Genomic DNA, 21,800 nt, shown 5'->3' with positions numbered 1-21,800 from the left:
CCATGGAGATCACTGCACCGCCCCCCGCCCGTACGCGACCGATCGCGCTCACCGCCGTGGTCCTGGCGATCGGGATCGGCTCCACGGTGCTCGGCGTCTGGCTGATGGCCCGACCGCTGAGCGCCCTCGCCGTGCTCGGGGTGTGGGTCGGCGCCGGCGCGATCGCCTCGGGCGTCGCCGACCTCGTCTCCGCCGGCCGGCAAGAGACCCTCACCCGGATCCTCGGCGGGGTGTGGGTGCTGGCCGGTCTCGCGGTGCTGATCTGGCTGGGGCACAGCATCACGCTGTTCGTCCCGTCGGTGGCGCTGCTGATGCTCGTCTCCGGTGCCGGCAAGGTGGCCGGGCTGTGGCGCACCCGCGAGCGGCGCTGGCTCACCGCCGTCTTCGGCGTCGCCGAGATCGCCTGGGGCCTCCTGGCCCTCGTCTGGCCGGACATGACGTTGATCGTGCTGGCGTTCCTGTTCGGCCTGCGGACGACGCTGTGGGGGCTCGGCCTCGCCGGCCGTGCCGCGGGACCGCTGATCACCCCGTTGATCAGCCGGGTGCCGGCGACCCGGTGGCTCGCCGACCGCGTGACCACCCATCCGCCACGTGCCCGGTCCGGTCGCGCCGGCCGATGGTGGCTCGGCCTGCGCTGGCTCGGCGCTGTGCTCGTCGTGAGCATCGCCTGCGCCGGGCTGTACGCCGGGACGCTCATGTGGCGCGGCGTGCCGGTGCTGGACGACTTCTACGACACGCCCGCACACGTGCCCCACGCCCCCGGGCGACTCCTGCGGAGCGAGCCGTACGACGGCGTCCTCCCGACCGGCATGCACGCCTACCGGATCCTCTACACGACCACCGGCTCCACCGGGCAGCCCGCGCTGGCCAGCGGCGTGGTGGCCGTACCGGATCATCCGGTGAGCGCCGAGGCGCCGGTGATCGCCTGGGCGCACGGGACCGTCGGCATCGCCCGCTCCTGCGCGCCGAGCAACACCGACTACGCGATCACGTACCAGGGCATGCCCGCGATGGACGCCCTCGCCCGCCACGGCTGGGCGATGGTCGCCACCGACTACACCGGGATGGGCGCCGCGGGCACCTTCCCCTACCTGGTCGGCAAGGGCGAGGGCTACTCGGTGCTGGACTCGGTCCGCGCCGCGAACCAGGTACCGGGTGTGCACCTGGCCGCTCGGACCGTGATCTGGGGACACTCCCAGGGCGGTCACGCTGCTCTGTGGGCCGGTCAGCTGGCGCCGTCCTACGCGCCGGACCTCGATGTCGTCGGCACCGCCGCGTTGTCGCCGGCGGCCGATCCGCGGTCGATGGCCGAGGCGGTGGTCGCGCACCCTGACCGGCTCGGTGCCAGCCTGGCCATCTCGTTCGTCGCGGCGTCCTACGCCCGGACCTATCCCGACGTCGACCTGGATCGCATCGTGACGCCCTCGGCACGGGTGCTGGTCCGGGAGGCCGCCTCCCGCTGCACAGGAGGGACCGGCACGCTGGCGACGATCCTCTCCGGTCTGGCGATCGCTCGCGATCAGCCGATCCTGCGCGAGTCGCCGAGCAGTGGCGTCCTGGCTCGCAGGCTGGAGGAGAACGTCGCGACCGGACCGTGGCCGTCACCGCTGTTCGTCGGGCAGGGCAGTGCCGACGAGGTGGTGCCGCTGCGCATCACCGACGGGTACGTCGAGCGCGTCTGCGCCGCGGGTGCGAGCGTCGAACAGCACACCTACACCGGCGGCACCCATATGAGCGTGCTCGACGCCGGCGCCCAGCTGTCGGCCGACCTCGAGCGCTGGACGACGGCGCGCCTGGCGGGCCGACCGGCGACGTCGACCTGCGGCTAGCCGAGCCCCGAGCCCCGGGCGTCGCCGCGTCCGACGCCGATCACTCGCCGAGTCGGGCGAGCTCCTCGTCGACCACGGCGACATCGAGCTTGGTGAAGATCGGGGTCGGCTTGACGACCGGAATCCCGACCTTGATCGGGTGGCGCTCCCAGGTCGGGGCGGTGGTGTAGTCGCCGGTGATGATCGGGTACGACCGCTCCGCGACGTCGAGATCCGTCACCTCGTCGATCCGCGGCAACGGGGCGATCTCACCTGTCCCGCCGAGGGCCTGGTCGACGGCATTGGCAGAGAACGGCAGGAACGGCGCCAGGATCAGGTTGAGGTCGGCGACGCACTGGGCGGCGACGTGCAGCACCGTCGCGGCCCGATCACGCGTCTCCGGCACCTTGACCAGCTTCCACGGCTCGAGGTCCGCGAGATACTTGTTGACCTCGCCGACCGCGCGCATCGCCTCGGAGATGGCCTGCTTCTGGCGGTGGTGCGCGATGAGGTCGCCGACGGTGTCGAAGGCGGCCTCCACGCCGGCCAGGACCGCCTCATCCTCAGGCTGCAGGTCGCCCGCCGCGGGGATCTCGCCGAAGTTCGCGGCGATGAGGTTGGCGGTGCGGTTGACCAGGTTGCCCCAGCCGGCGACGAGCTCGTCGTTCGTACGCCGGACGAACTCCGCCCAGGTGAAGTCGGAGTCGTTGGTCTCCGGGCCGGCGACCGCGACGTAGTAGCGGAACGCGTCGGCCTGGTAGCGCGCCAGCAGGTCCCGCACGTAGATCACGATCTTCTTGGAGGAGGAGAACTTCTTGCCCTCCATCGTGAGGTACTCCGAGGAGACGACCTCCGTCGGCAGGTTCAGCTCGCCGTAGGTGCGCGGCGTGCCGCCGCGCTCGCCCTTGCCCGCGTACGCGAGCAGCTCGGCGGGCCAGATCTGGCTGTGGAAGGTGATGTTGTCCTTACCCATGAAGTAGTAGGACAGCGCCTCCGGGTCGTTCCACCAGTCGCGCCAGGCGTCCGGGTCGCCGGAGCGCCGCGCCCACTCGATGGAGGCGGAGAGGTAACCGATGACGGCGTCGAACCAGACGTAGAGCTTCTTGGTGGGCTGGTCGCGCCAGCCGTCGAGCGGCACGGCGATGCCCCAGTCGATGTCCCGCGTCATGGCACGCGGGCGGATCTCCTTGAGGATGTTCTGGCTGAAGCGGATGACGTTGGGGCGCCACAGGCCGGTCGCCTCGCGCTCGTCGAGCCACTCCTTCAGCGCGTCGGCCAGTGCCGGCAGGTCGAGGAAGAAGTGCTGGGTCTCGATGAACAGCGGCGTCTCACCGTTGATCTTGGAGACCGGGTTGATCAGGTCCTGCGGGTCGAGCTGGTTGCCGCAGGTATCGCACTGGTCGCCGCGGGCGCCCTCGGCGCCACAGATGGGGCAGGTGCCCTCGATGTAGCGGTCGGGCAGGGTGCGGCCGGTCGACGGCGAGATGGCGCCGTGCGAGGTCTGCTCGACGAAGTAGCCGTTCTCGTACACGCCCAGGAAGAGCTCCTGGACGACGGCGTGGTGGTTGGCCGTCGTCGTCCGGGTGTAGAGGTCGTACGACAGGCCGAGCGAGACCAGGTCCTCGGCGATGAGCCGGTGGTTGTGGTCGACCAGCTCCTGCGCTGTCATGCCGGCCTCGTCGGCCGCGATCAGGATCGGGGTGCCGTGCTCGTCGGAGCCGGACACCATGAGGACGTCGTGACCCGCCATCCGCATGTAGCGGCTGAAGACGTCGGACGGAACGCCGAAGCCGGCGACGTGGCCGATGTGGCGCGGACCGTTGGCGTAAGGCCAGGCGACAGCGCTCAGCACCTTGCGGGAGGGGGACGTGCTCATGAGGCGTAAGCGTAGTGAGCCGGTCGAGCGGTCCCCCAACCAGCGCATGGTCTAGACCGCCGTACACCCGAAATGACTAATTCTTTGACCGATCGGTCATATCTGTTCCGGGGCCGCAGGAGCGGCCCTCGGCGGGTCTACCGTCCGAAGACACCACATGTGACGTTCTGGGGAGGAAACACACATGACCATGAAGACCCGGCGGCTCCTGGCCGCCACCCTGACCAGTGCCCTCGTCGCGGCACCCGCGCTCGTCTGCAGCGGACCGGCCCAGGCCAGCACCGCCGCGCCGTCCGGACTCATCAGCGGTGTCGTGCAGACCGTGACCGGCACGCTGCCGTTGCCCGCACCGCTCAACACGCTGGTGAACACCATCGTGACCGCGGTCGACAGCACTGTTCCGACCGGAGGCACGGGCGGCACCGGCACAGGTTCCACCGACCCGGCCACGATCGTCACCTCGTTGGTGAACGGACTGGCCGGCGCCCTGACCAGTGGTGACCCGACGCAGGTACTGACCGGCCTGCAGGACCAGCTCGCCGGGTTCGGCTTCGCTGAGAGCGACATCACCGACGTACTCGGCAGCCTGAACCCGAGCGACCTCGACGCGATCTCCGCAGGCCTGCTCGACCTGGTGCCGCTCGACCAGCTCTTCGGCGGCGCGATCCCCGACCCGGTCGCCGCATTGCTCGGCCAGACCAGCACGCCGCACCCGACGGACACCGGCGAGCTGATCGACGCCATGACCGAGTTCTACAAGAACCAGAACATGACGGAGGAGCAGATCCGGAAGGATGCTGCCGCCAAGACGCTGCCGAAGAGCGCGCTCGATGCGCTGCTCCTCGCGCTGAAGAAGCCTGCGACCGCCCCGAAGCCGCCGGCGACGGGGCCGTCGGCCGCGTGCACCAGCGCGACCAAGAAGGTCACGAAGCTCAAGAAGCAGCTCAAGCTCGCCAAGCGCATGCACCTCAGGGGCAAGGCGAAGCGGCTGTCGAAGAAGCTCACCCGGGCCAAGATGGCGAAGATCCGCGCCTGCTGATCCCCCGCCGGGGAGGGCTCAGACGTCACGCCCGGCGTAGGCCGCCAGGTGCGTGTAGGCGTCTGAGCCCTCCGGGGCGGACTTGGCGTCCTGCCACGCCCGACCCTTGCGGGTCGGGCCGAGGGTGCGGTCCAGCGTGACGAGGGCGCGCTGGGCCACCGACTGGTCCAGACCCTCGGTCGAGCGCCCGAGCGCTCGGGCGAGGTCCCACGTGTGGATCGCGATCTCGGCGCTCTGCCAGTCGGGGTCCCCGACCATCAGGGCATCGGTCGCCGAGACCTCGCGCCAGAGGTTGATCAGGGTGTTGCCGCGCGTGCGCAGCTCATCCCCCAGGCGCCGGTCGTAGTCCTCGCGGCCGTTCCACCCCGGAGGCGCGCCCTGCAGCATGGTCACGTAGATCCGTGGCTGGGCGATGAGGTGGTTGGCGAGCTTGCGCACGGTCCAGTCGGTGCACGGCGTCGGCCGCTCGAGATCCGCCGGGGCGACGTCGTCCAGCAGCGTGGCGGCCTGCTCGAGGGAGCGGATCAGGGCCAGGATGCCCATCTGCCCGTCCGCGTTGACGGTGACCTCGACGCTGTCGGTGCCCTCGGGCTCGTTCACGAGAAGTCGAGCTCGTGCGTGCGCGCGCGCTTCAGCTCGTAGACGTACGGGTAGGCGGTGATCAGCTGGAAGCCGTCCCACAGCTTGCCGGCCTCCTCGCCCTTCGGCGCCTTCGCGATGACCGGGCCGAAGAAGGCCTGGCCGTTCATCGCGATCGTCGGGGTGCCGACGTCGTTGCCGACCTGGTCCATGCCGAGGTGGTGGGAGGCCTTGATCGCCTCGTCGTAGGAGGAGTCGTCCATCGCGTCGACGAGATCGGTCGGCAGGCCGACCTCGGTCAGCGCGTCCATGATCACCTCGCGGGTGTACTCCTGCTTCTGCACGTGACGCCGGGTGCCCAGCGCGGTGTACAGCTCGGCGAGCTTCTCCTGGCCGTACTCCTGGTCGACGGCCTGGGCAACCCGGACCGGCTCCCACGCGTTCTTGAGGAACTCGCGGTACTCGTCCGGGATGTCCTTGTCGGCATTGAGGTACGCCAGGCTCATGATCCGCCAGGTGACCTTGATGTCGCGGACCTTCTCGACCTCGAGGATCCATCGCGAGGTGATCCAGGCGAACGGACACAGCGGGTCGAACCAGAACTCTGCCTCAGTGGTCGTCATGTCGTGAGTCAACCACTCGGGCCCGACGGTTATGCCCCGGGGTCTCAGCGCCGGATGCGCAGGTGCGCCTTCTCCACGACCGCCTGGTAGCGGGCCGGGCCCTCGTACCGGATGGTGAGCTTGCGCCGGCCGGCCGGCACGCCGGCGACCCGCAGCAGGAGGCGCTCGCCGCGCACCTTGGCGGTGACCGTGCGCCCGCCGACCGTGACCGTGACGCGGCCCGTGGCCATCGCGACGCCCAGCGAGCGGACGTTGACCCGGACCGTCGCCGCACGGCGGGACGGCGCGGCATGGAAGCCCACCCTCACCGGCACGAGCTGGACCACCGGCGCCAGGGCGGTCACCGGCTCGAGCGGGAAGTAGCCGGTCGCGTTGAGCCCGACCCGGGCGGTGACGTGGTGGCCGACGTCAGCGGCGGTGAGCGTGTACGACGCCGTCGCGGCGCCTGGGATCGGCACGCCGTCGCGCAGCCAGCCGTACCCGGTCGGCGCGGCGACCGGCTCGGTGACGGGCGGGGTCAGGGTGAGCACCTGGCCGACGTACGGCCGGCCCGCGATCGTGCCCGGAGCGGTGACCGTGAGCGGCGGGGCCTGCACCGGGCCGACCGGGCCGCTGGCGACGGTGACGTCTTTGAACGCGGGCCGCGAGCCGTGGACCTGGACGCTGAGGGTGCGGGCCACCACCTCCGGGCCGAGCGTGAGGCTCCAGGTGGTCGCCCCCGGGATGGGCTGGTCGTCGGCGAACCACTGCACCTGCCTCGTGGTCAGCGCCTTGGTGGTCACCGGCGGCACCGCCGTGACGACCGCGTCGATCCGCGGGTCGCCGGTGATCTGCGGCGGCGCGGTCACGCCGATGGTCCCGGCCACCACGGCCGCGCTCGTGGCCGAGGTCGCGACCTTCGAGCCCGCCGAGTTGGTCGCGGTCACCTTGACGGAGAGCCGCTTGCCGAGGTGGCTCTTGGTGAGCGCGAAGGTGCTCTCGGTGCCGCCACCGAGCGCCACCCCGTCGGCGTACCACTGGTAGGCGTAGGTCAGGTTGGCCTGCGACCAGGTACCGGGCGTCGCCGTGACGGTGCTGCCGACGGCGAGCGTGCCCGTGATCGTCGGCGCGGCCGTGTTGACCGGGGCCACGACCGGCGGGACGCTCGGCGTGGGGGGCGGGGTCGGGGTGACGACCGGCGGCGGCGTGCCCGAGTCGCGCAGGTGGATGAAGCCGCTCGGCCAGTTGGCGGCGGTGGTGATCCGACGCCAGTCGAAGTCACCCGACCAGTTGGACTCCGAGATGACGATGTCGGTCGCGGAGTAGACCTTCTCCACGTAGGCGACGTGGCCGCCCGAGCCCGCACCCGGGACGTTCTTGTTCCACCAGGCGACCGCGCCGACGGTCGGGGTCCGGTTGGTGAGGCTGCCGAAGGAGGCGCCCCAGTAGCTGGCGTTGCCCTGGCCGGGCAGCAGCTGGGCGGGACGCGTCGACGACATCCCGGCGCGGATCATGCGGTAGGCGACGTAGTTGGTGCAGTTGCGCCCCGAGTACATGTTCCAGAACATCGTGTCCCACACGGCGTGGTAGCCGCTGGCACTCATCCCCGCGCCGTTGCAGTCGTCGAAGCCGCTGCACAACACCCCCACCGTCGCCGCCTCGGCCGGCGCGTACGCGGTCGGCGCCAAGGTCGTGAGGACTGCGGCGAAGGTCGCGACGACGGCCAGCAGGAGACGCTGGAGTGGCCGATGTGACGGCTGTGGCGGATGGTGCACGTGAGCACTCTAGGGAAGAAAAAGTCAACGCGACACGCCGACAAGATAACTACAAAGGTGTAATTCTTCGGGGCCGGATGTGGGTGCTCCCCCGGGGTTGATCGGCAACGGCGTGGGCCGGGTGAGAGGATCGCCGCATGCCTGGAACCAATCTCACGCGGGACGAGGCGCGCGCTCGCGCGGCCCTCCTCGACGTCACGTCGTACGACATCCAGCTCGACCTCACGACCGGCCCGGGATCCGGTGCGGAGACATTCGCCTCGACCACGACCATCGCCTTCACCTGCCGCGAGCCGGGTGCGGAGACCTTCGCCGACCTCGTGGGCGCGACCGTCCACGAGATCACGCTCAACGGCGTCGCACTCGACCCGGCCACCGCCTACGCGGACAGCAGGATCGCGCTGCCGGGCCTGGCCGCCGAGAACGTCCTCGTGGTCCGCGCCGACTGCACCTACAGCCACACCGGCGAGGGCCTGCACCGGTTCGTCGACCCCGTCGACCAGCGCGTCTACACGTACACCCAGTTCGAGGTCCCCGACGCGCGCCGCGTGTTCGTCACCTTCGAGCAGCCCGACCTCAAGTCGGTCTTCACCTTCCACGTGACCGCGCCCGCGGACTGGAAGGTCGTCTCCAACAGCCCCTCCCCCGACCCGACCCCGGTCGGTGACGGCGTCGCGCGATGGGACTTCGAGCCCACCCAGCGGATGTCCACCTACATCACGGCGCTCATCGCCGGCGAGTACCACGAGGTCCAGGACGTCTACCAGGGCAGGTTCGGCACGATCCCGCTCGGTCACTTCTGCCGGCAGTCGCTGGTCCCGTACCTCGACACCGAGAACCTCGTCGAGACCACCCGCGCCGGCTTCGCGTTCTTCGAGGAGAAGTTCGACTACCCGTACCCGTTCGGCAAGTACGACCAGCTCTACGTGCCGGAGTACAACATGGGCGCGATGGAGAACGCCGGCGCGGTCACGCTGCGCGACGAGTACCTCCCCCGCAGCCGCCAGCCGCGCTCGTTCTACGAGTTCCGCACATCGGTGATCCTGCACGAGATGGCGCACATGTGGTTCGGCGACCTCGTGACGATGAAGTGGTGGGACGACCTCTGGCTCAACGAGTCGTTCGCCGAGTGGGCCTGCTACTGGGCCGAGGCCGAGGTCACCGACTTCACCGACGCCTGGACCGGCTTCGCCAACGCCCGCAAGATCACCGGCTACACCCAGGACCAGCTGGCGACCACGCACCCGATCGCGGCCGACAACTACGACCTGCAGGCCGTCGAGGTGAACTTCGACATGATCACGTACGCCAAGGGCGCCTCGGTGCTCAAGCAGCTCGTGGCGTGGGTGGGTCTCGAGCCCTTCCTGGACGGGCTGCGCGCCTACTTCAAGGAGTTCGCGTTCGGAAACCCGGAGTTCAAGGACCTGCTGGCCGCGCTGGAGAAGTCCTCGGGTCGCGAGCTGCAGAGCTGGGCCGCGGAGTGGCTGCAGACCGCCGGCGTCAACACGCTCGCACCGGAGTTCACGCTGGCCGAGGACGGCACGTACGCATCCCTCGCCGTCCGCCAGACCGCCCACCAGGACTGGCCGACCCTGCGTCGCCACCGGGTCGGCATCGGCTTCTACTCGTTCAACGACGCCGGCGCGCTCGTGCGCACCGACTACCTCGAGGTCGATGTCGAGGGCGAGCTGACCACGATCGCCGAGGCCGTCGGCAAGGCCCAGCCCGACCTGCTGCTGGTCAACGACGAGGACCTCGCGTACGCCAAGATCCGTCTCGACGAGCGCTCACTGGCCACCGCGCTGAGCTCGCTGTCCAAGATCGAGGACTCGCTCCCGCGTGCGCTGGTGTGGAGCGCCGCCTGGGACATGACCCGCGACGCGGAGCTGTCGATCAGCGACTACGTCGAGCTCGTGCTGGCCAACATCGGCGCTGAGACCGACGCCTGGGGCGTCACCCGGATCCCGGCCAACGCCGCGCTCGCGGTGGCGACCTACTCCGCCCCCGCCAAGCGTGAGGCGCTCGCGATCCGCTGGGAGCGCGGCCTGCGCGAGCTGCTCGGCGACGCCGCCCCCGGCAGTGACCACCAGCTCACCTTCGCCCGCTCGTTCGCCGCCGCCGCCCACACGGAGACGGCTGTGGCCGACCTCAAGGCGCTGCTCGACGGCTCGCTCGTCCTCGAGGGCCTCGAGATGGATCAGGACCTGCGGTGGGCGCTGGTCGCGGGACTGGCTCGCGCCGGCGCGATCGGTGAGACCGAGATCGCCGCCGAGGAGGAGCGCGACGGCACCAGCGCCGGCCACGAGAAGGCGGCCGGGGCGCGCGCCTCGCGACCCGACGCCGACGCCAAGGCAGCGGCCTGGGAGGCCGCCGTGGTCAACACGGGCACCGCGAACGAGACGGCGCGCGAGATCATCATGGCGTTCAACCAGCCGCGCCAGGACGAGCTCCTCGCGCCGTACGTCGAGCGCTACTTCGAGGCCGCGGACGGTGCCTGGGAGCACCTCGGCTCGCACAAGGCCTCGGTCGCGCTCTCGGGTCTCTTCCCGCGGTACGCCGCCTCCCCGGCGCTGCTGGAGAAGGCCGACGCCTGGCTCGCGAGCTCGGCGGCCGAGCCCGCGGCCAAGCGCTACGTCCGCGAGGGCCGCGACGCCGCCGCCCGGGCACTGGCCGCCCAGGCCAAGGACACCGAGTAACAGGTCCGGACACGACGAAGGCCCCCGCCGACGGCGGGGGCCTTCGTCGTACGTCGTGGGGTCAGTGACCGGTGCGCTCGACCGGCGGCTCGCTGGACGGCGCGTGCGCCTTCGGGAGCAGACCCTCGCCGCGCAGGACACCCGGCAGCAGCACGAGGAACGAGATCACCAGGGCGGCAGCCACCGGGATGAAGAGGATCAGGGACAGCAGGTGCAGCGGGTTGACGTCGGAGGGGTTGCTCCACCCGCTCGGGACATCAGCAGAGGCGGGACCGGCGACGACCGCCGTGACGGCGGCGACAGCGGCGCCGAGGGTCAGGGCGCGGCGGGCGAAGGTGTTGGTCACGGGCGCCAGCGTACCGGTTGTTCCCGACTGTTATGAATGGGCCTCATGTTTGCCATCGACTGGAACCACGACGCCGATGTGCTCATCGGGAAGCCGATCGCGGTCGTCGCCCTCGTGGTCCTCGCACTGGTCATCCGCTGGGTGCTGGGCAAGCTGATCGACCGGATCGTGCTGCACGCCGAGGAGGGCGTGCTGCCGGACCGGTTCAGCAGCAAGGAGGCGAACGGCAACCACACCCGCCGGGTGCAGCGCGCCAAGACGATGGGCTCCCTGCTCAAGAGCATCGTCGGCGGCGTGCTCGTCGCGGTCTTCGGGACGATGATCCTGGCCGAGGTCGGCGTCAACATCGCCCCGATCATCGCCAGCGCCGGCATCGTCGGCATCGCCCTCGGCTTCGGCGCGCAGAGCCTGGTCAAGGACTTCCTGTCCGGCATCTTCATGATCTTCGAGGACCAGTACGGCGTGGGCGACGTGGTCGACGTCGGGGCCGCTTCGGGCACCATCGAGGCCGTGTCGCTGCGCGTCACCCGACTGCGCGACCAGCAGGGCACGGTCTGGTACGTGCCCAACGGCGAGATCCTGCGGGTCGGCAACATGAGCCAGAACTGGGCGCGCGCGGTCGTCGACGTCAACGTCGGCTACGGCGAGGACCTGTCGCGGGTGACCCGCATCCTCAAGGAGGTCGCCCACGACATCTGGGCCGACGACGACTACAAGGGCGTCGTCATCGAGGAGCCGGAGGTGACCGGCGTCGAGACGATGACGCCGGAGGCGATCAGCCTGCGCGTGCTGATCAAGACCGCGCCGATGCAGCAGTGGGCGATCGCCCGGGAGCTGCGCCTGCGGATCAAGGCGCGCTTCGACCACGAGGGCATCCGGATGCCCTTCTGGGAGGGCGGCAACCCCTACTCCGCGATGGCGCCGAAGTAGAGGCCGCCGACCCCGCGGATCAGGCGAGTGCCGCGTCCAGGGTGATGTTCTTGACGCCGGCGAGCGCCTGCGAGACGGGGCAGCCCTCCTTGGCGGCCTGGGCGAGCTCGACGAACGTGTCGTTGTCGAGGCCGTCGACCACGCCGCGGACGGTGAGCTTGATGGCGGTGATGCCGGTGCCGGGGGTGAACTCGACGTCGGCCGAGACGGTCAGCGAGGTCGCCGGGGTCTCGTTCTTGGCCAGGCCGTTGGAGAAGGCCATGGAGAAGCAGGAGGAGTGCGCCGCGGCGATGAGCTCCTCGGGGGAGGTCTTGCCGTTGGCGTCCTCGGCGCGAGACGGCCAGGAGACGTCGTAGGTGCCCAGACCGGAGGAGTCGAGGGTGACCTTGCCGGCGCCCTCGAAGAGGGTGCCTTCCCAGACGGTGGTTGCGGTGCGAGTAGTAGCCATGTCCCCCATCCAACCGGGCTGGCTCACCGCCCACAACCACCACCCCGCACAATGGACCGGTGACCTTCTACGACGAGATCGGCGGCGCGGGCACGATCCGCACGATCGTGTCCACCTTCTACGCCGGGGTCGCCGAGGATGAGCTGCTGCGCCCGATGTATCCCGAGGAGGACCTCGGTCCGGCCGAGGAGCGGTTCTTCCTGTTCCTGTGCCAGTACTGGGGTGGCCCGACGACGTACGGCGAGCTCCGCGGTCATCCGCGGCTGCGGATGCGGCACGCTCCCTTCGAGGTCACCCACGAAGCCAAGGACCACTGGCTCAAGCACTTCCGCGACGGCCTCGACGCGGCCGCCCTCACCCCCGAGCAGGACGCCGCGTTCTGGGAGTATGTCGTGCGCGCCGCGGACTTCATGGTCAACGCCTGAGCGCGCATTCCTTTCGAGAAGTTGTGGACCGGGTGTAACGACCCGATGATCCGGCGACAAGTCAGGGGTGACAGGGCAGCCCGCGGGGAACCACCGACCATCTCCCCCGCTGCCGAGCACCTCACCAGGCAGGACCAGTCCATGAGCCCGTACGGCATCCCCCGGCTCCGCGTCGAGGTTCCGACGCTGGAGCCTGATGCCGTGCTGCTCGATCAGCTGGTCTCCCTCAGCTCCGCGAGCGCACCGGCAGCGACGTCTTCTCGGGCGTCGTCGATGAAGGTGCTCCTCGCGGCAGCAGGGGTAGCCGCGGTGGCGACCACGACATGGGCCGCCGGCGCCGTCCCCGGGAGTCTCCTCCCAGCGCGCCCCGCGCCCCACCCCCACACCGTCGTGACGCCCACCCCGCAGGCCAGTTCAGGGCCCACGCCCGACTCCTGGCCGCCGGCTACGCGGACGCCCGGCGCCTCCCACCCCACGTCGGAGGCGCCGGGCGTTCATCCCACCCACCGGGCAGGGCTGCTGCCACCGTCCCTCGGCGACCTCTTCCATACCGCGCCGCACGCCGCCTCGGCGCCGGCGCACGCTTCGAGGCATCCGCACCGCCGCCACCATCACGTCCGGCGTCCGGCCGGCTCGTGGGGCGGCCCGTCCGCACTCCCCGATCGCGGGTACGACCACGGCGGGGGCTTCGACCACGGCGGGATCCCCGGACCGGGGACTCCCCACCTGCACGCCGGCGACGGGTCCCCCGGGACGCACGCCGGCCATCCGCGCGCCCACCACCGCACCCGCTCCGAGGAGTCCAGCCCGCCGTGACCTCGTCGGGCCGCCGGCACGATCGGGACGACCCGGTCGTGTCCGCGGCGAAGCAGGGCGACCCTGACGCCTGGCGTGAGCTCTACCGAGCACATGCCGGGCGTCTCGTGCTGTGGCTGCAGCACCGCTCGCCTGTCGACGCGTCCGTGTCGGCCGAGGACCTGAGCCACGAGGCCTGGGTGACCGCGGCGGACAAGATCCACGACTTCCGCGGCACCGGCGAGGAGTTCGGCGGCTGGCTCTTCGGGATCGCCCGGCACCACGCCGCCAACGCCCGCCGGCGCAGCGGACGGCGGGCCACCTCGCCTCTCGCGCACGCCGACCTCGAGTCCCACGCCGACGCCGTCGCCGGCCCCGACGCGACGGTCCCCGAGCAGGACTGGGTCCACCGGGCGCTGGCGCAGCTCAGCGCGCGCGAGCGCGACGTGATGGTCTGCCTCGAGGTGATCGGACTGGACGTCGCCGCCACCTGCGTGGCGCTGGGGATGAGCGCGGTCTCCGTCCGCGTGGCGCGGCATCGGGCCCTCAAGCGGTTGCGCGGGATCCTCGGCGTGGCGGAGGCCGGCGCGGAGCGCCCGGCACGGACGGCGCCGTCAGCCGACGTGCACGTGCGGACGCCGTGAGCGATCCGGCTCGGCGCGGCGCAGCACCTCGCGGGTGATCGGCGCGACCTCGCCGACACCGAAGAAGAAGAAGCTCAGCATGTTCTTCACCGGCCCGCCCTCGGTCCACTCGAAGTAGATGTGCGGGATGACCCCGCTGCGGTCGCGCACGTACAGCGTCAGCGCGGCCAGCGCGTTCGGCACCGACGGCGCGGACATCCGCAGCACCCGGTGCTGACCGTTGGCGATGCAGCCACGCACCTGGATGTGGCCCTGGAAGTCCGAGGGGTCGGTGATCGTCACCTCGACGAAGATCGCGTCACCGTCGGGCAGCTCGTTGTCCTGCACGGTCTGGCGCATCTTGTCGTCGTAGTCGCTGTCGTTGACCCGGTCGGGGTCGATCGCGATCAGGCGGATGCGGCGACGCGCGGTGTCGCGGACGAACTTCTGCGCCTTCGCGTCCAGCTCGAGGCTGTCGACGCGCAGCTCGAAGCCACGCCTGATCCGCGACAGCGCCGAGACCAGCACGATGACGCCGATGAAGGCGGCGGAGATCTTCACACCGTCGGGACGCTCGAGCATGTTGACCCCGGTGGTGTAGATGAACACCGCCGCGATCAGTCCGAATCCGAGGGTCTTGCGCTTCTTGCGCTTGCGCCATGCCGACAGCGTGACGGCCACCGCCGCCGAGGTCATCAGCACGAGGACACCGGTGGCGTACGCGCCGCCCTGGGCGTCGACGCTGGCGTCGAACTTGATCGTGATGATGAAGGCGACGATCGTGATGATCACGGCGAGCGGGCGGGTGGCGCCGGCCCACTCCGGCGACATGCCGTACTTCGGCAGGTAGCGCGGGATCAGGTTGAGCATGCCGGCCATCGCCGAGGCGCCGGCGAACCACAGGATCGAGATCGTGGAGATGTCGTAGATCGACCCGAAGGCGCTGCCCAGATACTGGTGGGCGATGTACGCGAGCGCGCGGCCGTTGGCCGGTCCGCCGGGCTCGAGATCGGCCTGCTTGATCAGGACCGCGGTCGCGAAGGAGCTGAAGATCAGCAGGACGCTCATGATGAGCGCGGCGGTGGTGAGGAGCTTGTGGGCCCCGCGGATCCGGCCGAGGGGCTTCTTCTCGGTGTCGGTCGGGTCGCCCTTGATCTGCGGCATCACCGCGACGCCGGTCTCGAAGCCGGACATGCCGAGCGCGAGCTTGGGGAAGAGGAGCAGCGCGACGCCGACCATCGCGAACACGTTGGCGTGCTCGTCGAAGAGCCTGGCGTGCCAGTCCCCGATCCGATCCGGGTTGATCGCGACCTGGTAGATGGCGTCGACGATGACGACGACGTTGAGCCCCAGGTACACGGCCACGAGCACCACGGCGATGCCGATGGCCTCGGAGAAGCCTCGGAAGAAGACCGCGCCGAGACCGGCGAGGAGGAACAGCGTCACCCACAGCGGGTGGTCGGCGATGATGCTCGGCACCGCGGGGTTGAGCGCGACGTGAGCGGCGGCGTCGGCGGCGCTCAGCGTCATCGTGATGACCCAGCTGGTCGCGGCGAAGCCGAGCAGCGCGAGAACGAGCAGCTTGCCCTTCCATGACGCCAGCAGCTTCTCCAGCATCGCGACCGAGCCCTCGCCGTGCGGGGACTCGATCGCGACGCGGCGATAGACCGGCAGGGCGCCGAAGAGGGTCAGACCCACCAGGACGATGGTCGCGATCGGCGAGAGCGCGCCGGCCGCGAGGGCCGCGATGCCCGGGGCGTAGCCGAGGGTCGAGAAGTAGTCGAGGCCGGTGAGGCACATGACCCGCCACCAGGACTGGGTCTCCTCGACAGGCAGCGGCTTCTCGAGTGCGCTCACCGTGCCGTCAGCGGTCGGCGGTACGGATGGCTCACTGGCGTTCGGCACCGGCACAGCCTAATCACATCGCCCGGGGATCCCGCGTCACGGCTCCCGGGTCAGCGCCTCGAGCGCCGTGCGGACATCCTCGGGCGGCGCGACCGAGCGACCGGTGGCCAGATCGAAGAAGACGAGCACGACCCGGCTGCGGGCCAGGACGAGCGGGCTCTCCCCCGCGTGATCGACGATCTCACCGTCGAAGACGAGCGACTTGGAGCCGACCCGGGCGACCCAGACGTGCAGGTCGTACGGCTCGGGTCGCATCTCCATCGGGGCGCGGAACGCCATGTCGGCCTGCGCCACCACGATGTGCAGGTCGCGCGCGGCGCTGCCCTGCTCGCGCAGCCGGGCCATCATGGCGATGCGGCCCTCCTGGAAGTACTCGAAGAACTTCACGTTGTTGACGTGCCCGTAGACGTCGACGTCGGAGAAGCGGACCTTCACCGGGTAGTGCCCCAGCTCGGTCGGGCGAGCCTCGCCGACCTCGATCCGGTGCGGGTGCAGCACGGCCTCGGGGTGGAGGTAGACCTCGAGCGCGGACCGCTCGTCCGGCGTCAGGCGCCGCGGGCACGCCTCGGCGAAGAGGTACGGGGTGAGCACGGACGAGGCCCGCAGGTAGACGGTGCGCGCCGCGACCCCGTGCTCGTCAGCAGGGCCCTCGCGGAAGATCTCGTACGCCATCGTGAACGACGCGGCCCGGATCTCGGTGACCCAGACGTCGACGTACACCGGCGCGTGGTCGAACAGCAGCGGCTCGAGGTAGGTGACCTGATGGCTGGCCACGAGCACGCCCTCGGCCAGCGGATCCGTCATCGGGCTGCGGGCGTGGACACGCAGCATGTCGACCCGCGCCTCTTGGAGGTAGTCGACGTAGGTGACGTTGTTGACGTGGCCGAGCATGTCGAGGTCGGCCCAGCGCATCGGGCACTCGTAGCGGTGTCGCACGCTCCGATCCTCGCAAACGTCGCACCGACCCCGGTCGCGCACCCGAAGCACGAGCACTATCCGGTCACTTTCCCTGCACCCGGCAGCCGGGCACTATTGTTCTCATCACTCGATTCCTACTGTTCAGTAACTGGAGTGCGCCATGCCTGAGGCCGTCATCGTTTCCGTTGCCCGTACGCCGATCGGCCGGGCGTTCAAGGGCTCGCTCAAGGACTTCCGACCGGACGACCTCGCGGCGTTCGCCATCAAGGCCGCGCTGGACAAGATCCCGGCGCTCGACCCGACCAGCATCGAGGACGTCTACCTCGGCAACGGCCAGCCCGCGGGCGAGGCCGGCAACAACATGGCCAAGGTCGTCAACACGCTGCTCGGCCTCGACATGGTGCCGGGTGCGACGGTCAACCGCTACTGCTCCTCCTCGGTGCAGACCACCCGGATGGCTTTCCACGCGATCAAGGCCGGCGAGGGCGACATCTTCATCTCGGCCGGCGTCGAGGCGGTCTCCCGCTTCGCGAACGGCATGAGCGACATCAACGGCGCCGAGAACCCGCTGATGGCCGACGCCATGAAGCGCACCGAGGCGCTGGCCGCCTCCAACGAGAAGTGGACCGACCCGCGCGACGCCGGCCTCGTGCCCGACGTCTACATCACGATGGGCCAGACCGCGGAGAACGTCGCCACCCTGCGCGGCCTCGACCGCAAGGAGCTCGACGAGTTCGCCGTCCGCTCGCAGAACCTCGCCGAGAAGGCGATCAACAACGGCTTCTGGGAGCGCGAGATCACCCCGATCACCCTCGCCGACGGAACCGTCGTGTCCACCGACGACGGCCCGCGCGCCGGCGTCACGTACGAGGGCATCGCCGGCCTCAAGCCGGTCTTCCGCGAGAACGGCGTCAACACCGCCGGCAACTCCTGCCCGCTCAACGACGGCGCGGCCGCCGTGGTGATCATGTCCGACACCAAGGCAGCCGAGCTGGGCCTCACGCCGCTCGCCCGGATCGTCTCCACCGGCGTGTCCGGCCTCTCCCCTGAGATCATGGGCCTGGGCCCGGTCGAGGCGACCCGCAACGCGCTCAAGCACGCCGGCATGTCCATCGGCGACATCGACCTGGTCGAGATCAACGAGGCCTTCGCCGCGCAGGTCGTGCCGTCCTACCAGGACCTCGGCATCGACATCGACCGCCTCAACGTCAACGGCGGCGCCATCGCGGTCGGCCACCCCTTCGGCATGACCGGCGCCCGCCTGCAGAACACGATGCTCAACTCGTTCGACTTCCACGACAAGTCGACCGGCCTGATCACCATGTGCGTCGGCGGCGGCCAGGGCATGGCGCTCATCCTCGAGCGCATGTGAGCGTGTGAATTCTTGAACCTGTGAGACGGCATCGGGCCAACTCCCTTTAAACTCACTCGGGTGAGTGAGGAAACGCGTTGGCTCGATGCCGCTCAGCAACGGTCCTGGCGCGGCCTCGTGATGGGGATGACGCTGCTGCTGGATCGGCTCGACGCCGATCTGCGCCAGGAGCACGACCTCTCCCTGGCCGAGTACGAGATGCTCGTCCGTCTCTCGGAGTCCGAGGGCGTGCTGCGGATGGCGCAGCTGGCGAGCTCGATGGGCCACTCGCGCTCGCGGGTCACCCACACCATCGCCCGGATGGAGAAGGCCGGCCTGGTCGAGCGGCGCACCTCGCGCGTCGACGGCCGCGGTGTGGACGCCTACCTCACCGACAAGGGCATGGACCTGCTGCGGACCGCTGCTCCGCTGCACGTCACCGGTGTGCGCGAGTATCTCGTCGACCTGTGCGACCCCGACGACTTCGAGGCGGTCGGCCGCGTGATGAACACCGTCGCCGACAAGCTGGTCGTGGACAATCCGGCCTGCGACATCCGCTGATCGCAGCGTCGGGATACCCCTCGCCGTATCCGGCGAATACCCAGAGCAGGGGATGTAGCTCCGCGACCGCCGGGTGCAACCTCAGGAGTATTCATCTCTGCTCCAGGGAGGCACCCGCATGTCGAAGTTCCCCCAGCTCACCTCGGCGGCCTTGGCCGTCGGTGTCGCCACCACGCTCGCGGTAGCGCCCGCGGCGTCCGCCCTCCACGCCTCGCACCATGCGGGCCACCACTCGCACCACGCGAGCCACCACGTCCTGGCACGCGGCCTGTTGTCACCGTTGCGAGCCGCCGTGAGCCCGCAGGGCACGGCCTACGTATCGGAGAACTTCGCCGGCAAGATCGATCGGATCAGTCCCAGCGGGAAGAAGAGGACGATCTACACCGAGCCGCACGGCTACGAGGTCGGCGGTCTCTCGCTCGCGGGCCGGCACCTGCTGTTCACGGTCACCCAGAGCGACGAGACGACCCACGAGAACAGCGGCAGCTGGCTCAAGATGCTCACTCGGTCCGGCCATGCGCGCACCATCGCCGACCTGCATCAGTACGAGGTGCGGCACAACCCCGACCAGCACGCCACGTACGGGTTCGCGGACCTTGACCCGAGCAACGCGACGGACGCCGCCTGCCTGGCGAAGTGGCCGACGGCAGACAACGGCCCGGCGATCTCTCCGGGAGGGGTCGACTCGCACCCCTACGCCACCTATGCCCTGCGCAACGGCTGGACCTACGTCGCCGATGCCGGGGGCAACGACCTGCTGATGGTGTCGCCGAGCGGACGGATCATCCGCACCGTGGCGACGCTGCCTCCCATCCCCCTGGTCATCACCGCGCCCGCAGCAGCCGGCATGGGACTCGACCCGTGCTTCGTCGGAACGACGTACTACTTCGAGCCCGTCCCCACCGACGTCGAGGTGGGCTCCGACGGGACCGTGTACGTCAGCAGCCTGCCGGGCGGACCCGAGGGACCGCAGCTGGGTGCCCGCGGCAGTGTCTTCGCGATCCACGCCGCCCATCACGCGAAGCAGCCTCGGCTGGTCGCACGCGGCCTGCTGGGCCCGACGGGACTCGCGGTGACCCCGCGTGGGGACCTGTACGTCGCCCAGCTCTTCGGCGATGTGGTGTCCAAGGTGATGCTGGGCCGACACGGCAAGGCCCGGGTGAAGGACATCATCCACACCACCGGTCCGGGTGAGGTCGAGTGGACACCACGCGGCCTGTACGTCACCCAGAACGTGCTCTCGGGCACCGACCCGAGCACGGGCCAGGCACCGGCCGGTCAGCTGGTGCGCTACCGCCGCTGATCCGAGAACGACGAAGCGCCCCACCGATCCGGTGGGGCGCTTGGTCGTCGATCGACGTCAGTCGCGCGTCAGGCGGCGATGCGTGACGCGGTGCGGACGGGCGGCCTCGATGCCGAGGCGCTCGATCTTGTTCTCCTCGTACGAGGCGAAGTTGCCCTCGAACCAGAACCACTTGCCGCCATCCTCGTCGTCACCCTCCCAGGCGAGGATGTGGGTGGCGATCCGGTCGAGGAACCACCGGTCGTGGGAGGTGACCACGGCACAGCCGGGGAACTCGAGCAGCGCGTCCTCGAGGGAGGAGAGCGTCTCCACGTCCAGGTCGTTGGTGGGCTCGTCGAGGAGCAGCATGTTGCCGCCCTGCTTGAGCGTGAGCGCGAGGTTGAGGCGGTTGCGCTCACCACCGGAGAGCACGCCGGCCATCTTCTGCTGGTCGGGCCCCTTGAAGCCGAACGACGCGACGTAGGCGCGGCTGTTCATCTCGAAGTTGGCGACCTTGATGAAGTCCAGGCCGTCGGAGACGACCTCCCAGACGTTCTTCTTCGGGTCGATGTTGGCGCGGCTCTGGTCGGCGTAGGAGATCTTCACCGTCTGGCCGATCTTCAGCTCGCCGGCATCGGGCACCTCGTTGCCGGTGATCATCCGGAAGAGCGTGGTCTTGCCGACGCCGTTGGGCCCGACGACGCCGACGATGCCGGCACGCGGCAGCGTGAACGAGATGTCGTTCCACAGGATGCGGCCCTCGAACCCCTTGGTGAGGTTGTGGGCCTCCATCACGATGTCACCGAGCCGCGGGCCCGGCGGGATGTTGATGTCGGCGGTGTCGATCTTGCGGGCCTTGTCAGCCTCGGCCGCGAGCTCCTCGTAGCGGGCCAGACGCGACTTCGACTTGGTCTGGCGGGCCTTGGCGTTGGAGCGGACCCACTCCAGCTCCTTCTCGAGCATCTTGGCGCGCTTGACGTCCTTGGCGCCCTCGATCTTGAGGCGCTCCTTCTTGGTCTCCAGGTAGGTGGAGTAGTTGCCCTCGTAGCCGTGGATCGAGCCGCGGTCGACCTCGGCGATCCACTCGGCGACGTTGTCGAGGAAGTACCGGTCGTGGGTGACGGCCAGGACTGCGCCCTTGTAGGTCTTGAGGTGGCCCTCGAGCCACTGGACGGACTCGGCGTCGAGGTGGTTGGTGGGCTCGTCGAGGAGCAGCAGGTCGGGCTCCTGGAGGAGGAGCTTGCACAGCGCGACGCGGCGGCGCTCACCACCGGAGAGGTTGTCGACGAGCACGTCCCCCGGCGGGCAGCGCAGGGCGTCCATGGCCTGCTCGAGCTTGGAGTCGACGTCCCAGGCGTTGATGTTGTCGAGGTAGGTCTGGAGGTCACCGGTCTCGGCCATCAGGGCGTCGTAGTCGGCGTCGGGCTCGCCCATCTCGGCGTACGCCTCCTCGAGGCGCTTCATCTTCGACTTGATGTCGTGGACAGCCTCCTCGACGTTCTCGAGGACCGTCTTGCCCTCGGTCAGCGGCGGCTCCTGCTGGAGCATGCCGACGGTGGCGTCCTGGTCGCGGACGATGTCACCGTTGTTCGGCTGGTCGAGACCGGCCATCAGCTTCAGCAGCGAGGACTTGCCCATGCCGTTCGGACCGACGACGCCGATCTTCGCCCCGTGCAGGAACGACAGCGTCACGTTGTCGAGGACGACCTTGTCGCCGTGAGCCTTGCGGACGTTGCGCAGGGAGAGGATGTATTCAGCCACGGAGCGGAAGCCTAGTTGGAAACCGGGCATCGGGCCGGATCGGGGGCCACCTGGGCGCAGCCTCCGATCCGGGACCGGTG

Annotated in this window: 19 protein-coding genes; 10 read left to right on the top strand and 9 right to left on the bottom strand. The window is 69.8% G+C overall.

Annotated features, from left to right (window positions below; translation table 11 throughout):
- The first annotated feature begins 2 nt into the window (after positions 1–2).
- Complete coding sequence (locus KSO98_RS12155) at positions 3–1,829, top strand: lipase family protein (RefSeq protein WP_225285869.1); 1,827 nt, start codon at positions 3–5, stop codon at positions 1,827–1,829.
- Between the two features lie 40 nt (positions 1,830–1,869).
- Here the strand turns inward: KSO98_RS12155 and metG are convergent, their stop codons facing one another.
- On the bottom strand, positions 1,870–3,684 hold the full coding sequence (gene metG, locus KSO98_RS12150; protein ID WP_225285868.1) for a methionine--tRNA ligase: 1,815 nt from the start codon (positions 3,682–3,684) through the stop codon (positions 1,870–1,872).
- A 184-nt stretch (positions 3,685–3,868) separates the two neighbouring features.
- Here metG and KSO98_RS12145 point away from each other — a divergent pair, with 184 nt between their 5' ends.
- The gene (locus tag KSO98_RS12145; protein ID WP_225285867.1) at positions 3,869–4,723 is read left to right on the top strand and encodes a hypothetical protein; all 855 of its coding nucleotides are present in this window, start codon (positions 3,869–3,871) and stop codon (positions 4,721–4,723) included.
- Positions 4,724–4,741: 18 nt separating this feature from the next.
- On the opposite strand, the gene KSO98_RS12140 is transcribed toward KSO98_RS12145, so the two are convergent.
- The 3 genes from KSO98_RS12140 to KSO98_RS12130 are packed head-to-tail and all read right to left on the bottom strand — an operon-like array spanning position 4,742 to position 7,679.
- Positions 4,742–5,323, bottom strand: a complete 582-nt coding sequence (locus KSO98_RS12140) for a TIGR03086 family metal-binding protein (RefSeq protein ID WP_225285866.1) — start codon at positions 5,321–5,323, stop codon at positions 4,742–4,744.
- On the bottom strand, positions 5,320–5,925 hold the full coding sequence (locus KSO98_RS12135; protein WP_225285865.1) for a mycothiol-dependent nitroreductase Rv2466c family protein: 606 nt from the start codon (positions 5,923–5,925) through the stop codon (positions 5,320–5,322). Before KSO98_RS12135 ends, KSO98_RS12140 begins: the two co-directional genes overlap by 4 nt.
- Positions 5,926–5,969: 44 nt before the next feature.
- The gene (locus KSO98_RS12130) at positions 5,970–7,679 is read right to left on the bottom strand and encodes a CHAP domain-containing protein (protein WP_225285864.1); all 1,710 of its coding nucleotides are present in this window, start codon (positions 7,677–7,679) and stop codon (positions 5,970–5,972) included.
- A gap of 137 nt (positions 7,680–7,816) precedes the next feature.
- Here KSO98_RS12130 and pepN point away from each other — a divergent pair, with 137 nt between their 5' ends.
- Positions 7,817–10,375 carry an aminopeptidase N gene (gene pepN / locus KSO98_RS12125; RefSeq protein ID WP_225285863.1) on the top strand — a complete coding sequence of 853 codons (2,559 nt, stop codon included), beginning with the start codon at positions 7,817–7,819 and terminating at the stop codon, positions 10,373–10,375.
- 61 nt (positions 10,376–10,436) lie between these two features.
- Here the strand turns inward: pepN and KSO98_RS12120 are convergent, their stop codons facing one another.
- Entirely contained in the window at positions 10,437–10,721 is a 285-nt protein-coding gene (locus KSO98_RS12120) for a hypothetical protein (RefSeq protein WP_225285862.1), read from the bottom strand.
- 45 nt (positions 10,722–10,766) lie between these two features.
- On the opposite strand from KSO98_RS12120, the gene KSO98_RS12115 reads away from it, so the two are divergent.
- The gene (locus KSO98_RS12115; protein WP_225285861.1) at positions 10,767–11,651 is read left to right on the top strand and encodes a mechanosensitive ion channel family protein; all 885 of its coding nucleotides are present in this window, start codon (positions 10,767–10,769) and stop codon (positions 11,649–11,651) included.
- Between the two features lie 19 nt (positions 11,652–11,670).
- Here KSO98_RS12115 and KSO98_RS12110 read toward each other — a convergent pair whose 3' ends face one another.
- Positions 11,671–12,099 (bottom strand): OsmC family peroxiredoxin, encoded by a 429-nt coding sequence (locus KSO98_RS12110; RefSeq protein WP_225285859.1) that lies wholly within the window; start codon positions 12,097–12,099, stop codon positions 11,671–11,673.
- A gap of 59 nt (positions 12,100–12,158) precedes the next feature.
- Between KSO98_RS12110 and KSO98_RS12105 the strand changes: the two genes are divergently transcribed.
- From KSO98_RS12105 to KSO98_RS12095, 3 genes are all read left to right on the top strand, one after another.
- Positions 12,159–12,524: a globin gene (locus tag KSO98_RS12105; protein WP_225285858.1), complete on the top strand. Its 366-nt coding sequence runs from the start codon at positions 12,159–12,161 to the stop codon at positions 12,522–12,524.
- Between the two features lie 141 nt (positions 12,525–12,665).
- Positions 12,666–13,340: a hypothetical protein gene (locus KSO98_RS12100; protein ID WP_225285857.1), complete on the top strand. Its 675-nt coding sequence runs from the start codon at positions 12,666–12,668 to the stop codon at positions 13,338–13,340.
- Positions 13,337–13,963, top strand: coding sequence for an RNA polymerase sigma factor (locus tag KSO98_RS12095; protein WP_225285856.1), 627 nt, complete (start codon positions 13,337–13,339; stop codon positions 13,961–13,963). Before KSO98_RS12100 ends, KSO98_RS12095 begins: the two co-directional genes overlap by 4 nt.
- Here KSO98_RS12095 and KSO98_RS12090 read toward each other — a convergent pair.
- Together KSO98_RS12090 and KSO98_RS18930 are read right to left on the bottom strand one after the other, a co-directional pair.
- Positions 13,934–15,847 carry an APC family permease gene (locus tag KSO98_RS12090; RefSeq protein ID WP_225285855.1) on the bottom strand — a complete coding sequence of 638 codons (1,914 nt, stop codon included), beginning with the start codon at positions 15,845–15,847 and terminating at the stop codon, positions 13,934–13,936. The two genes, KSO98_RS12095 and KSO98_RS12090, sit on opposite strands and share 30 nt — an antisense overlap.
- 36 nt (positions 15,848–15,883) lie before the next feature.
- Positions 15,884–16,783, bottom strand: a complete 900-nt coding sequence (locus KSO98_RS18930) for an acyl-CoA thioesterase (RefSeq protein ID WP_225285854.1) — start codon at positions 16,781–16,783, stop codon at positions 15,884–15,886.
- Positions 16,784–16,925: 142 nt separating this feature from the next.
- Between KSO98_RS18930 and KSO98_RS12080 the strand changes: the two genes are divergently transcribed.
- The 3 genes from KSO98_RS12080 to KSO98_RS12070 all read left to right on the top strand — a co-directional run bounded on the left by KSO98_RS12080 (position 16,926) and on the right by KSO98_RS12070 (position 19,980).
- Positions 16,926–18,137: an acetyl-CoA C-acetyltransferase gene (locus tag KSO98_RS12080; protein ID WP_225285853.1), complete on the top strand. Its 1,212-nt coding sequence runs from the start codon at positions 16,926–16,928 to the stop codon at positions 18,135–18,137.
- 60 nt (positions 18,138–18,197) lie between these two features.
- Positions 18,198–18,677, top strand: a complete 480-nt coding sequence (locus tag KSO98_RS12075) for a MarR family winged helix-turn-helix transcriptional regulator (RefSeq protein WP_225285852.1) — start codon at positions 18,198–18,200, stop codon at positions 18,675–18,677.
- A 118-nt stretch (positions 18,678–18,795) separates the two neighbouring features.
- Complete coding sequence (locus tag KSO98_RS12070) at positions 18,796–19,980, top strand: ScyD/ScyE family protein (RefSeq protein ID WP_225285851.1); 1,185 nt, start codon at positions 18,796–18,798, stop codon at positions 19,978–19,980.
- Positions 19,981–20,037: 57 nt separating this feature from the next.
- Here KSO98_RS12070 and ettA read toward each other — a convergent pair whose 3' ends face one another.
- Positions 20,038–21,750, bottom strand: a complete 1,713-nt coding sequence (ettA, locus tag KSO98_RS12065) for an energy-dependent translational throttle protein EttA (protein WP_263642688.1) — start codon at positions 21,748–21,750, stop codon at positions 20,038–20,040.
- Positions 21,751–21,800 lie beyond the last annotated feature (50 nt).

Origin of the sequence: Nocardioides nematodiphilus (genome assembly GCF_020216525.1) — a bacterium.
Lineage (GTDB): Bacteria > Actinomycetota > Actinomycetes > Propionibacteriales > Nocardioidaceae > Nocardioides > Nocardioides nematodiphilus.
Note: the sequence above shows the minus strand (reverse complement) of the source record. Positions and strands in the feature narration are given on the sequence as shown.